Raw genomic sequence first — 13651 nt, 5'->3', positions numbered from 1 at the left:
CGATATTAAGATATAAAACAATTTTACTAAATGTAATTGAGTGATGTTAAAGTTATGATTGAAAAACTATGGTATGGTAAAAATTGTTTATTTTGGTTATTCATACCATTTGCCTTGTTGTATGGTTTGATTGCATTTGTTCGTCGCTTTTTATATCGAGTTGGCGTGCTTAAGTCTTGGCGCTCTCCTGTCCCGATTATCGTTGTTGGCAATTTATCCGTGGGTGGCAATGGTAAAACACCACTGGTTGTTGGTTTAATTGAAGCACTAAAACAAAAAGGATTACAAGTTGGCGTTGTTTCACGGGGTTATGGTGGTAAGTCTGATAACTATCCGCTTATATTGAATGATACCACCACAACGGCGCAAGCGGGTGACGAACCTGTACTTATTTATCAACGCACTAATGTGCCTGTCGCGGTGGCTCCACATCGTTCGCAAGCTGTTCAAGCATTATTAAACCAGTACCAATTAGATGTTATTTTAACAGATGATGGGTTGCAACATTATGCATTAGAGCGCGATATTGAAGTCGCCGTGGTTGATGGAAAGCGCTTATTTGGTAATGGATGGTGGATGCCAGCAGGACCAATGAGAGAGCGAGAAGACCGTTTAAAATCAGTTGATTTAATTATCATAAATGGGGATAGCATAAATAATTTAGCAACGAAATATGCCCATAAAACCTATACAATGCAATTAACGCCATTATATGCAGTGAACTTGCTTACTCAAGAAAAAAAGCCATTATCATCCTTGCAAAATATTTGTGCTATTGCGGGTATTAGCCATCCGAAACGCTTTTTTGATATGTTGGAAAAAATGCAAGCTAATGTGACTAAAACCGTTTCTTTTGCTGATCATCAAAAATTTACTTTGTCGTTATTAAATGATGTGGCAAGTTGTCAGCAAACCCTTTTAATGACAGAAAAAGATGCAGTTAAATGCAGGCAGTTTGCCCAACAAAATTGGTGGTACTTACCTATTGATGCGCAGATACCAGCGCCAGCTATTGAGCAAATCTGTTTGCTATTAACGAAGATACAATCCCAAAGAGAATAAAATATGAAAGAAACCCTTTTAAATGCACTTGCTTGTCCTAAATGCCATGGTCAGTTGCAATATGATGCCCATAATCAACAGTTAATCTGCTATGCTGATAATTTAATCTATTCAATCAAAGATAACATTCCCGTATTGCTTGAGTGTGAAGCTAAACCGCTTAACCGACCACAGCCTAACCAAGAATAAATAAGGTATTAATTATGAATTTTTCGGTTATTATTCCCGCTAGATACGCATCAAGCCGCCTACCTGCTAAACCACTAGCGGATATTCATGGTAAACCTATGATTGTACGAGTAATGGAACAAGCAAAAAAATCATCAGCCAATCGTGTCATTATTGCAACCGATCATCAGCAAGTCTTTGATGTAGTCAAGGCGTACGGTGGTGAGGTCATACTTACTAGCGATAAACATAACTCTGGTACTGAACGGTTGGCCGAGGTGATAAATAGCTATCAGTTTGCTGATGATGAAATTATTGTCAATGTGCAAGGCGATGAACCTTTAATCCCGCCTATTGTTATTGATCAAGTAGCTGAGAATTTAGTGCAATATAAAACAGGAATGGCTACGTTAGCCGTGCCGATCCATTCTGCTCAGGAAGCGTTTGATACTGGTGCTGTTAAAGTTGTGACCGATAAAGATGGCTATGCGCTTTATTTTTCACGTGCTACAATTCCTTGGGAACGCGATCGTTTTGCTAAATCGACTGATCTATTAAAACAATCCAGTATTGGTGATTTTTATCTTCGTCATATTGGTATTTATGCTTATCGTGCAGGTTTTATTCGCCAGTATATTAATTGGATGCCAACTTCACTTGAACAAATTGAGATGTTAGAACAACTTAGAGTGCTTTGGTATGGCGAAAAAATTCATGTTGCTGTGGCAAAACAGCCTCCTGCAATTGGTGTTGATACGCTTGAAGATTTAGAAAAAGTAAGAACGTTATTTAAGGAATAAGCAATGGCAAACTTTACGGGGTTTACACCAGCTGGACTTAATTTTTTACAAGATGCTTGGATCAACAATAGCAAAACATGGTTTGAAGAACATCGTGCGATTTATGATAACGATTTAATTAGGCCGTTTAGGCTATTGGTGGAACAGTTAACCCCCGAAATGCTCAAAATTGATGAATGGTTTGAAACTAAACCCGCTATAGGTAAAACCATTTCACGCATTCATCGAGATACACGTTTTTCAAATGACAAATCACTTTATCGTAGCCGATTATGGTTGACCTTTAAACGACCTAATCGAGATTGGAAAGAAGCACCAGCCTATTTTTTTGAAATCAGCCCAAGCAGTTATCAATATGGACTTGGCTATTACTGCTCATCCAAAAAAACGATGGATATTTTTCGAGAAGAAATTCTTCATGATACTAAAAAGTTTTTATTGATGACACGTTGTATTAAAAAACCATTTGAACTTGTAGGTGAGAGCTATAAACGACCGTTAATCAAAGAACAAGATACCCAAATAGCGACATGGTACAACCGTAAAAATCTTGCTGTTATGGTGACAAGCAATCATATTGAAGATATATTAAATGCTGATTTACCACAAAAATTGGTTAAAGGATTTAAGCAATTAGTTCCGCTTTATGATTATTTAATGCGGGTTGAGTTAATTAAAAACATACCCGCATTTTAGTTTTGTAACATGAGCTTTAATATTAGATATTAGGAAAGTTTAATATTAATTCTTTAACGCCATTGATAATAAATTGCGTTCCAACGCAAACCAATAAAAATCCTAAGATTCTTGTAGTGGCTTCAATGCCACTTTTCCCCATAAAACGCATTATGCTACCTGCGCTGCGCATACAAAACCAAAGAATAATACATAGCAGTAAAGGCACTAATATTGAAGCAGAGTAAATAACCCAAGTTGCAACATCATAACCACCGCTTTTTACTGTTGATGACATACTGATTATCATGGCAATGGTTCCCGGTCCTGCGGTGCTTGGCATGGCGAGCGGGACAAAAGCAATATTATTTGACACTTCTTTCTTTTTGGCATCGGCCTCCAGCGTTTTATGCGCAGGCTGCTGAGGAAATAACATTCTAAAGCCAATAACGCCAACAATCATACCGCCTGCAATGCGTAATCCTGGAATTGATATACCAAATGTATTCATGACCAGTTGCCCGCAATAAAACGATACCACCATAATCATAAACACATAAATACACGTGAGTTTCGATTGGTAATTGCGCTCCTCATTGGTCATATCGCCCGATAAACCTAACAACAGTACCACAGTGGTTAATGGATTAGTTAATGGAATAAATAAAATTAAACCAAAACCGACAGTTTGTAAAAGTTCTAACATAAATGTGCTTGGTATCTAACAAAAACTGTAGCTAAGTATAATTGAAATATATAAAAAATGCTCGAAATAAAGTTATTTAAAAATAACTAAAAAATAGGATAAAGCAGTATTGGTTTTTATAAAGCATTGAAATAAAATTAAATAAAATCAATACCTTTTCTGACTAATTTTTAGGGCGTAATCGCAGGTTGAAATGCTTTAGAAAAACAATTTATATAAATAAGAGGTAATAAAATGAGAAAGTGATTCTCGCAAAAAAATAGACAAATGTTACCTCTATGATATAACTAACAATCATAGGGGAACACATTATGGTCAAAAAATTCAGTGCAGGCTTCAAACAACAAGCGATGGATTATGCTTTATCTAATGTTCACTTTTCATTAGCTCAAATCGCTAACCATTTAGGAATAGGCAAATCAACACTGGATAAATGGGGTAGACAACTTAAATCCTAACAAAACCAATAAACTTGAGCTAACTAGTGATCAGCAAAAAATTATTGAACTAAAAAAGGCACATGTGTGTTTCATCAACAATCGGAATCGGAGTTATTTTATAATTAAAAAAGGCGTGGCAGAAAAGAAATGAATCAAACAGCAAAAATCATCAACCTAAATTAGGTCTTTTAGCGTTCAGCAAACAGTTAGGAAATGTTCGACAAGTCTGTAAAGTGATGGGGTATAGTCGGGATAGCTATTATCGCTTCAAAAAAGTTTATAAGCAAAGCGGTGTGCTAGCGCTTCAGAAAATAATTCGTAAAAACTAATTTATAAACTTTATTTTAGCTTCGAAGATGCAAAGTACACCAAACCAAAGTATACAGCCAACAGATAAATGAGATTGGTGAGCAATTTTATAAAACGATGAAAACCGAATGTTATGATGTGATGTTCTGATGTAAGATTTATAATGAATTGTCTAAAATTCAATAGGATATTAAAAAAAAGCTGAAATTTTATAATAAAGAAAGAGCGCATTTAGGCAAGTATTTTTGTGGCAAAACACCGTGGTCAACTTGGCTAAACACAAAGGCGTTAGTTAAAGAAAAGTAACTGGAGAATTTATTTTGTGCATTAGACATACATTTTGTTAAAATAAATTCTGGTGAATAATTAGTGTTCGTTAGTTTAAGTTTGAGCTACTATACGTAATTTATATGCCAAACGATTACAAGTAATATAAAAATATTATTCGGGTGAAATCCGACAATAAACTGTACGACTCGTGAAAAATACATGAAGATGAGCTAGATCAACTTTACATACACGGCAAGGTAATGTTAAGCCAATCAATACTATTAAGAAAACACAGCTAGCCGCTTGAGTTTTTTGAATATAATAAAATAGATAATATAACCAGTTAGAAAGTAAGGAGAAAACAATGTTTCATATAGTAAATTTAAGATTAGGAATGAATGATATCAATGCATTAGTTAACACGTATGACAGCGATAAAAATCAAATTCTGCCGTTTATAAATACAAGAGGAGAATTAAAGGCGGATTACTTATTCAATAATTTTCTCCCTAATTGGGGTAATTATCCATTTATGATTGACGCTTCTTTTATTACTCCTGATATGTATGATGAGTATAATCAAGTTAATGGTTTATTAGATCATACTAATGCTTTTCAACATAAATACGAATTTTATGAAAGAATTGTTAATGTTAATAACAATTTAATCCCAGTTATCAGTATATTACCGTCTAGAACGAGAGATAATCTTCAATTTTTATTTAAACTTGAAAATAGACAATACAAAAAAATTGCATTAAGAATAACGGATTTGTCACAAAGCTCAATTAATAACTTATTTGCATTATTAGCGGCATCATATGATGTTAAGAAGATGCTAGTATTATGCGATATAGGATCAATAGTTGGTGAAAATATCAATGTAATTCAAAATAGATTGGATTATATTTTACAGAGGCTTTCAATTGAATATGAGGGTATTGATGTTTCAATAATCTCAACATCATTTCCATCACAAAAAATACCCAATCGAGATGTTGGGGAAGCAATGCCTCACTCTGAAACACCCAATCGAGATGTTTGGGATGTAATACCTAATCTTGACTTACTTCTATATTTTAACTTAAAAAGTTCATTTCAAGGAATAAACCTAATTTATGGAGACTATGGTGCAACTAACCCAACATCTCCAATTGAATATGTTCCTGGAATGCAAATAATACCATGTGTAACTTACTACGATAATTATAATTGGTATCAAATGAAAACGGGCAATAACCATGAATTTAGTAAATTTATTGATTTAGCTAATTGCCTTGTTTCAGAAAATTTTTATCACGGTAATTATTTTAGTTGGGGAGACACTCAAATTTATAACATTGCAAATAAAACCATTAATAATGGTCATTCAGGAACATGGGATGGCATAAGGATTAATCAACATATTACTTCTATTGCCAGAATGCCTTAAGCTTGATCCTGTAAATAAATTTGTGTATTTGCCTATTTTTAACTTATTCTAATGTACAAAAAATAGGTGAATAAAAATGGATGAAAAAAATCAAGAGAGTTAGTGACTGAACTAGCCAAAAACATAGAAACTCAAGACGATTTAGGCGTAAAAAAATGCATAATTCAGTATAAATATTACGACTGAACATTACATTGTAATATTCGGTGTTTATTGTCTTATGAAATCGTTCACAAATCCTATTCGTCTGCGGGCTATAAGCTTTGGTTTTGGTGTGTTCAATCTCTGCTAGTTAGGATAAAGTTCATAAGCATGGCTTTCCTTTATGTCCATTATATTCTGTGCCTAGGTTGATTGGTGTGCGTAATAGTGGCATCTGTTCTCTATCGAAAAAGAAAGCGCTTTATCAGCTACAATTAAACTGATTTTTTAGTATAGACTTTGGCAAAAGCCCGCCTTGAATAGGTATCAATAAACGTTTGTTAGTCTATTTTGAGTGAGTTACAAACTAAATACTTATCAATATACTTTATGTATTAGTCAGCACATCATAATGATAGGCTTGTAGCAAAAGAATTAATGTGATTATTTTTCATTATGTTATAAAATAAAAACTTTAATAAAATCAATGGTTTTTCTGACTGATTTTTATCATGCTCAGCTAATCTAATCTAATCTTTCTTTATGATACATCCTAGCCCTTGTCCTTGATATCATCTACTAAGCTTGGTGCATCTAAACGAGCTTTATGTTGCCAATAAAGCGCTTTGATATTCTCAAATAGTTCATTTGATTTGATTCACGCTTTAGCCAAACAGAATAACCTGATACGCTAACTTTTAACTGACGGAAGATTAGCGGTAATGGGTATGGTAACAAATGTTGCTTCGTATATTGGTACTTCACCGACTTGGATGGTTGATAAAGTACACATACGCCTTTTTTAGCATTTCATTGGCTATTTTTTTGTGCTTTGTTTTTTTCTAGCGCAATCATTTTTTGTTGCTCACAAATTAGCTCGCGTTTACTAGTTTTGTTAGGGTTAAGTTGCCTAAGCCATTTATCCAGCGTTGATTTATCAATACCTAAATAGTTAGTGGTTTTAGCCAATGGAAAATGCGCATTAGCTAATGCATAATCAACCGTTTGTTATTTGAACTCTGTGCTGAATTTTTTGACCATAATGTGTCCCTTATGATTGTTAGTTATATCATAGAGATGGCATTTGTTCATTTTTTGCGAGGATCATACCGGTTTCAGCTACTTTTAAAGGTTCAGCTACTTTTAAAATAGTTACGATTTGATGTTCAGTCATTTTTTTATCATTAAATCCCCTTTTACTTTTATCATAGAGAATTTTCTACTTTTTTGTTGCACTATTTTAGGGGGTAGGTACATAAAGCGTGACCAACAAATGTAAAAAAGAGATGCATTGATATTAAATGCATCTCTTGGTTTCTTTATGTTTTATGTATAGTATTTAAAATGGAATATCGTCATCAAAATCCATTGGAGGCTCAGGCATAGCTGCGGGTTGAGGGGCTGAAGTTGGTGCACCTTGCATTGTTGGGCGAGATTGTGCTTCTGGCGCAGATGAATAATTATTGGCACTTTGTCCCCATGAACCGTTACTTGCTGCTTCGTTGTTATTGCGAGAACCTAAAATTTGCAATGTACCGCCTATTGGGTTGATAACAACTTCTGTTGTATAACGATCGTTACCTGATTGATCTTGCCACTTTCTTGTTTGTAATTGACCTTCAATATACACTTGAGTGCCTTTTTTTATGTACTCACCTGCAATTTCGGCTAATTTACCAAAAACAACAACTCGATGCCATTCAGTGCGCTCACGAGTTTCGCCAGTCTGTTTATCTTTCCAGGATTCTGATGTTGCTAAACTAAGATTAGCAACCGCGTTACCATTCGGCATGTAACGAACTTCTGGGTCTTGACCTAGGTTACCAACTAAAATGACTTTATTTATTCCTCGATTGGCCATTATTAACTCCTAAAAATTGCATAAGTATTTTAAACTATGTATTGTAGCATGAGACTATAGTAATATCAGCGAATTTAATTCTATTAATGGAATTTTGTTCACATTTTGTAAAGATATAGAAACATTAGTCTAATCATAGGAATTTGTTACTATAACGAGTATAATACCCGACATTTGTTGATGTATTGTTCTAAACATATTTCCCCTACTGGAGACCTTATGATTAATGCGTTTGGGTTAAAAAACAAACAATTGGTAAAAATTAATGAAGACGATATAAATAATGCGACTTGGATTGATTTAATAGAGCCAGAAGAGGCCGATCGTGATTTTGTTTTAACACATTTAGGGCAAAACTTAGCAACGAGTATTGAATTAGATGATATTGAAGCGTCAGCTCGTTTTTTTGAGGATAATGAAGGATTACATGTTCACTCTTTCTTTTTTTATGCTGATGCAGAAGATCGAGCAGGCAATTCAACAGTAGCATTTACTGTGCATAATGGGCGACTATTTACATTGCGAGAACGTGATCTACCCGCATTTCGCTTGTACCGAATGCGCTCACGTTATCAAACTATGATTGATGGTAATCCCTATGAAGTATTGCTTGATTTATTTGAAGTTAAAGTGGAGCAATTAGCTGATCAAATCGAAAATATTTATAGCGAATTAGAAGAGCTAAGCTCCATTATTATGGATCGTTCTGCACAGGAACATTATGATGAAGCGATCACCTCATTGGCAGAGCTTGAAGATACTGCATGGAAAGTACGCTTATGTTTAATGGATAGCCAACGTGCGGTTAACTATTTAGTTCGTCGCGCCAAAATGCCGACCGATCAGCTTGAACAAGCACGTGAAGTTATTCGAGATATTGAGTCGCTTGTTCCTCATAATGAGTCGTTATTTCAAAAAGTAAACTTTTTAATGCAAGCTGCGACTAGCTTCATCAATATAGAACAAAGCCGAATTATTAAGATTTTCTCGGTTGTGTCGGTTGTATTTTTACCGCCAACTGTGGTTGCTTCTGCTTATGGTATGAACTTTGAATTTATGCCCGAATTAAAATGGGAATATGGTTATCCATTTTCGTTACTATTAATGTTGTTAGCGGGGGTTGCACCTTATATTTATTTTAAACTAAAAAAATGGTTATAGTTCTTGGTTATTTTAAATAATCTTTAAGACTTTTTCTCCGCTAACTTAGCTTAGCGGAGCCTCGCCTAAGTAATATCATTAAGGTAAATTAGTTAAATGATGATAAATAGTTCATAATATTACCTGTTGCACTTTGTATAGCGGATACATATAAATACTGCTATTTGAATTAGTATAATTAATTTGTCACAGAAGGGAACAACATGAGTCAATATGCACTAGTTACTGATATTGGTGGAACCAATGCGCGATTTGCACTGTATGATTTAACAACTAATAAGTTATCGGCAATCACTAAAATTCTTATCTCAAAAAATGATGTTTTATTAACATTAATTAAAGATTATTTAGCATCCCAATCAGTAACTGTTAAAATGGCTTGTATTGCTATTGCTTGCCCCATTGATAGCGAGGATGTGATCAATCTGACAAACAATGATTTGTCATTTTCACGTTCTGAGTTGATTCAAGCATTAAATCTTACAAAACTGGAAGTAATTAATGATTTTACCGCTGTGTCAATGTCGATTCCTCAATTATCAAAAAATGAATTAGTTAAAATTGAGGGCGGTGAGCCTGATTTAAATTATCCAATTGCAATTTATGGCGCTGGCACTGGGCTTGGTGTTTCTCATTTAATCAAAGTTAACCAACGCTGGGTTAGTTTATCTGGTGAGGGTGGGCACACAGAGCTACCGATGATTAGTGATGAAGAGGATCGTATTTTAGCTCAACTAAGAAAAAAATTTGGACGAGTTTCGACCGAGCGGTTTCTTTCAGGCAGTGGCATTGTTAATATTTATCAAGCTTTGTTACATATTAATAATAAACCTATAGAAGAGGTGACACCTGACATTATTGTCAACAATGCTTTATCAAATAGTTGCCCACTTTGTTTGCAAACTTTAACTTATTTTTGTACCTTTATGGGGCGGTTTGGTGGTAATTTGGCTTTAACACTTAATACACAAGGTGGGGTTTATATTGCTGGAGGGATTGTACCGCGTTTTATTGAGTTTTTTAAAGCATCACCATTTAGAGAGGCATTTGAGCATAAAGGTCGAATGTCATATTTAGTCAAAAAAATCCCCGTTTATGTAATAACTCATGAGGATCCAGGGCTATTGGGTGCAGGTGTTTATTTGCAAAATAGTCTTAAATAAAGATTTATTGATAAGGTTTTATTTTATGATGTGGTGTTATATTTATCGAAGTACCAAAAAAGAAAACTGTTATTTATATATGGAACATGAAAATAACTTTTCAAGCATTCCAGATAAGATACTTTCGATTTTTGGTACGCCAGTATTTGTGATGAAAGTATTACTTGATGGCAAACGACGTTTTGTTGTTGGCTCTTCAGATGAAATCGAACAAAAAATAAAAACAGATGGCTTTTTCTTGCAGATGTTAAAAGAAGATGATTTTAAGGTATGATTGAACCATTTTGGGAATATAAAACGTTAGATAAAATGAGCGACGAAGAGTGGGAACAACTTTGCGATGGTTGTGGTCAGTGTTGCCTGAATAAACTTATGGATGAAGATACGGACGAAATCTTATACACCAATGTGGCTTGTAATTTGCTTGATTCTAATACTTGTCAGTGTAAACATTATTATAATCGCTTTGATTATGAACCAGATTGTATTAAGTTAACACGTGAAAATTTACTTACTATCGAATGGTTACCTGTTACTTGCACGTATCGTTATTTTTCTGAAAAAGGCACGCTACCTGATTGGCACCCACTTATTACAGGCAATAAGAAGCTTATGCATAAGCTAAAAATATCGGTTAAAAATCGCATTGTTTACGAAAAAGATGTGATCTGTTGGGAAGATCACATTATCTAATACAGACCAGCATTATTGCCTTCTTAAAACTGTGGTTAAACCTGCGTTTTTAATAGGTATTTCTATACTCAATTTGGTATGGATTGTTAATAACCTAAAGTGATTTTTTGTTGTTAAAAATCAGACAGATAGTCTCAATAGGAAGTAATTAATTTAGTCCTCAGTAGAAATAAAGGCATCAATAAATAGACCTCGAATTATATCGAGGTCTATTAACAATGAGCTAAGGCGCAATAAATGCCTTTTCTTATATATTTTTCTTATATATGTGGTTTATTTTTTAGCTTGCTCAGCGGCTTTAACAATTGCTGCAAAAGCATCTGCTTTTAGTGATGCCCCACCAACTAATGCCCCATCAATATCTGGTTGAGTAAATAGCTCAGCGGCATTTTTGTCATTAACCGAACCACCATATTGAATGATTACTTGTTCAGCAACTTTAGCATCTTGTTTAGCTATATGGTCACGAATAAATTTATGAACAGCTTGTGCTTGTGCTGGAGTTGCTGATTTGCCAGTTCCAATCGCCCAAACGGGTTCATAAGCAATAACTGCGCCGATAAATGCTTGAACGCCAAGCGCTTTAATTACCGCATCAATTTGGCGAGCGCAAACAGCTTGTGTTTGTCCAGCTTCGTTTTCTGCTTCTGTTTCACCAATACATAAAACAGGGACTAAACCAGCTTCTTTTATTACACCAAATTTTTTAGCAATAAATTCATCAGATTCTTTGTGGTAAGTGCGACGTTCTGAATGCCCAATAATTATATGGCTAACGCCGATATCTTTTAGCATTTCAACAGAGACTTCACCTGTATAAGCACCAGACAGATTAATGCCGACATCTTGAGCTCCCAAAATAATATTAGAGCCATCTAACTGATGTTTTACCAAATCAAGGTAGACTACCGGTGGTGCTATTGCAACATTGCAAGCCGTGTTATTTGATAGCTCATTTCGTAGCCCTGCGACTAAGCTTTTAGCCATGTCGGTACTACCATTGAGCTTCCAATTTCCCATAACAAGTGGTTTACGCATAATTTTCTCCAACTTAAAGTTTAAAATAGTGTTGATTTTAGAATGAATTCGGTATAATGATTGGCATTATACACCAAATAATTTGAGCTTGAGGAAAAATATGTCATTAGAAATATTGAATCAATTAGAGAGTAAAATCCAACATACTGTTAATACTATCACGACATTACAACAAGAGATTGCTACTTTAAAACAAGGCAATCAGGAGTTGGAACAGTTGATTAATGATAGTTCTGATGAAATGAAAGCGTTGCGTGATGAAAATGACAAGCTAAAACAAGATCAACAAATGTGGCAACAACGTATTCAAACGTTATTAACTAAAATAGGTGAAATTACCCAATAAGTTAGCTACTTTACTTGTAAACGCGACTTATGTCGCGTTTGTTTTATTTTTTACTAAAGGCTATGACGAAATTTAAGTTCAATGCGAGAAGAGCTAAAATCTTTATGGATCACTCAGACTATTCATTTAATTGAAAACGAATCTGGGCGGTTTGCAGATCAAGATATTAATAGACAAGTAAGAGCGATGCAGACATCACTTACTAATCGTATTGTGATGCGTGCTGTCATGTTGTCTAAAGAAAATGGTTTGCTTTCAGCGCAAAAAACATTATTACGTGCAGCAAAACTTTCTTTTATTATATTACTTTTTTTATCCACTATATTTGGGGCAACCTTGGCTTTTGGCGCTTTAAGCCAAGATCCGATTAATTTGTATTGGGCTATTTTTAGCTTATTAGGCGTACATTTAGTTACCTTATGCATTTGGTTACTTTCTTTTTTCTTTTTTTCAAATCTTGGTGGGAGTTTACTTGTTTATTGTTGGCTATGGCTGACTAAAAAATTTTCTCAGAAAAAGACAGTACAGCAGCTTATTCCCGCTTTTGTTGAGTTATTTGGTGTACGTATCCGTTGGTTAATTGGTTTTGTTCTCAATCTTTTTTGGACCCTTATATTAAGTAGTGCGCTATTAGTATTAGTTGTTTTATTTTCAACTCAACATTATCGATTTGAGTGGAAAACAACATTACTGAGTTCGGATGCTATTATTAACTTAACTCATTATTTTGGTTGGTTGCCTTCTTTAATCGGTTTTACTATTCCAAACAATGATATTATAAGACTCAGTGAACAAGCATTAAATGCCAGTGACGCACGTTCTGCATGGGCAATTTGGCTACTTGGGATTTTTTGTGTTTATGGATTAATCATTCGATTGCTCTGTATGGTGATTTGCGGGCTTAACTGGATAATAAGCTGTCGGCAAATTAAATTAAATACTCAAACTGCCTGTTACCAATTGTTAGCTAATGACTTACAACCATTGTTAGTTAATGTTGAAGATGCGGATAGTAAAGGAAAAGATAAGGTATCTCGCTTAACCAACCACTTTATAGAAGATGGGCAAGGCGCTTTTTTGGTCGCCATTGACATACAGGAAGATTGGTCACCACCAGGTTCAGTTACTTTTTTAGGTTTTTTAAATACACGCGAGCAACGCCGTAATATTTTAGATTATTTACAATTATCACCAGCTAAAAAATTATTAATTGCTATTGATACTGATAGGACTCCTGATAGGGGAATGTTAAATTTAATTAATCAATTGATGAATAAATCACAACAAAACCGAATTTGGTTTATTAATCAAGGTAAGCAACTTAATAATTGGCAGGTTTTATCACTACAATCAGCTACACCAACATGGTTAAACGAGGAATTTTAA

16 protein-coding genes and 1 pseudogene are annotated in these 13651 nt (G+C 34.4%); 13 read left to right on the top strand and 4 right to left on the bottom strand.

Translation table 11 applies throughout. The features are described from left to right. Positions 1–54: 54 nt before the first annotated feature. From lpxK to A9G45_RS10765, 4 genes are read left to right on the top strand one after another with little or no spacing between them, the layout of a single operon-like run. Complete coding sequence (gene lpxK, locus A9G45_RS10780) at positions 55–1062, top strand: tetraacyldisaccharide 4'-kinase (protein WP_065568008.1); 1008 nt, start codon at positions 55–57, stop codon at positions 1060–1062. 3 nt (positions 1063–1065) lie between these two features. Next, positions 1066–1251, top strand: coding sequence for a Trm112 family protein (locus tag A9G45_RS10775; RefSeq protein WP_065568009.1), 186 nt, complete (start codon positions 1066–1068; stop codon positions 1249–1251). A 14-nt stretch (positions 1252–1265) separates the two neighbouring features. Further along, the gene (gene kdsB / locus A9G45_RS10770) at positions 1266–2030 is read left to right on the top strand and encodes a 3-deoxy-manno-octulosonate cytidylyltransferase (protein WP_065568010.1); all 765 of its coding nucleotides are present in this window, start codon (positions 1266–1268) and stop codon (positions 2028–2030) included. Positions 2031–2033: 3 nt separating this feature from the next. Then, entirely contained in the window at positions 2034–2726 is a 693-nt protein-coding gene (locus tag A9G45_RS10765) for a DUF2461 domain-containing protein (protein ID WP_065568011.1), read from the top strand. Between the two features lie 22 nt (positions 2727–2748). Here A9G45_RS10765 and A9G45_RS10760 read toward each other — a convergent pair whose 3' ends face one another. Beyond that, positions 2749–3411 carry a MarC family NAAT transporter gene (locus A9G45_RS10760; RefSeq protein ID WP_065568012.1) on the bottom strand — a complete coding sequence of 221 codons (663 nt, stop codon included), beginning with the start codon at positions 3409–3411 and terminating at the stop codon, positions 2749–2751. Between the two features lie 311 nt (positions 3412–3722). Between A9G45_RS10760 and A9G45_RS14170 the strand changes: the two genes are divergently transcribed. The 3 genes and pseudogenes from A9G45_RS14170 to A9G45_RS10750 all read left to right on the top strand — a co-directional run bounded on the left by A9G45_RS14170 (position 3723) and on the right by A9G45_RS10750 (position 5862). Then, entirely contained in the window at positions 3723–3869 is a 147-nt protein-coding gene (locus A9G45_RS14170) for a helix-turn-helix domain-containing protein (RefSeq protein WP_065568013.1), read from the top strand. Between the two features lie 129 nt (positions 3870–3998). After that, a pseudogene (locus tag A9G45_RS14755) lies at positions 3999–4174 on the top strand (helix-turn-helix domain-containing protein); the annotation flags it as partial. Between the two features lie 620 nt (positions 4175–4794). Beyond that, the gene (locus A9G45_RS10750; RefSeq protein WP_065568014.1) at positions 4795–5862 is read left to right on the top strand and encodes a beta family protein; all 1068 of its coding nucleotides are present in this window, start codon (positions 4795–4797) and stop codon (positions 5860–5862) included. A gap of 951 nt (positions 5863–6813) precedes the next feature. Here A9G45_RS10750 and A9G45_RS14495 read toward each other — a convergent pair. Both A9G45_RS14495 and A9G45_RS10740 read right to left on the bottom strand, forming a co-directional pair. Next, on the bottom strand, positions 6814–6972 hold the full coding sequence (locus A9G45_RS14495) for a hypothetical protein (RefSeq protein WP_176701642.1): 159 nt from the start codon (positions 6970–6972) through the stop codon (positions 6814–6816). 370 nt (positions 6973–7342) lie between these two features. Then, positions 7343–7864, bottom strand: coding sequence for a single-stranded DNA-binding protein (locus A9G45_RS10740; RefSeq protein ID WP_065568015.1), 522 nt, complete (start codon positions 7862–7864; stop codon positions 7343–7345). A 219-nt stretch (positions 7865–8083) separates the two neighbouring features. Here A9G45_RS10740 and corA point away from each other — a divergent pair, with 219 nt between their 5' ends. The 4 genes from corA (at position 8084) to A9G45_RS10720 (ending at position 10881) form a co-directional block, all read left to right on the top strand. Then, positions 8084–9025, top strand: a complete 942-nt coding sequence (gene corA, locus A9G45_RS10735) for a magnesium/cobalt transporter CorA (RefSeq protein WP_065568016.1) — start codon at positions 8084–8086, stop codon at positions 9023–9025. A gap of 203 nt (positions 9026–9228) precedes the next feature. After that, the gene (locus A9G45_RS10730; RefSeq protein WP_065568017.1) at positions 9229–10188 is read left to right on the top strand and encodes a glucokinase; all 960 of its coding nucleotides are present in this window, start codon (positions 9229–9231) and stop codon (positions 10186–10188) included. A gap of 25 nt (positions 10189–10213) precedes the next feature. Continuing rightward, on the top strand, positions 10214–10462 hold the full coding sequence (locus A9G45_RS10725; RefSeq protein WP_176701643.1) for a YcgL domain-containing protein: 249 nt from the start codon (positions 10214–10216) through the stop codon (positions 10460–10462). Continuing rightward, positions 10459–10881, top strand: a complete 423-nt coding sequence (locus A9G45_RS10720; protein ID WP_065568018.1) for a YcgN family cysteine cluster protein — start codon at positions 10459–10461, stop codon at positions 10879–10881. Before A9G45_RS10725 ends, A9G45_RS10720 begins: the two co-directional genes overlap by 4 nt. A gap of 273 nt (positions 10882–11154) precedes the next feature. Here the strand turns inward: A9G45_RS10720 and tpiA are convergent, their stop codons facing one another. Continuing rightward, positions 11155–11919, bottom strand: a complete 765-nt coding sequence (gene tpiA / locus A9G45_RS10715; RefSeq protein WP_065568019.1) for a triose-phosphate isomerase — start codon at positions 11917–11919, stop codon at positions 11155–11157. A 100-nt stretch (positions 11920–12019) separates the two neighbouring features. Between tpiA and zapB the strand changes: the two genes are divergently transcribed. Further along, positions 12020–12265 carry a cell division protein ZapB gene (zapB, locus tag A9G45_RS10710; RefSeq protein WP_065568020.1) on the top strand — a complete coding sequence of 82 codons (246 nt, stop codon included), beginning with the start codon at positions 12020–12022 and terminating at the stop codon, positions 12263–12265. An 81-nt stretch (positions 12266–12346) separates the two neighbouring features. Then, entirely contained in the window at positions 12347–13651 is a 1305-nt protein-coding gene (locus A9G45_RS10705; RefSeq protein WP_065568021.1) for a DUF2868 domain-containing protein, read from the top strand.

Source organism: Gilliamella sp. HK2, from assembly GCF_001690265.1.
Lineage (GTDB): Bacteria > Pseudomonadota > Gammaproteobacteria > Enterobacterales > Orbaceae > Gilliamella > Gilliamella apicola_C.
The sequence above is the reverse complement of the archived record's forward strand: the minus strand, read 5'-3'. Positions and strand labels throughout refer to the sequence as shown.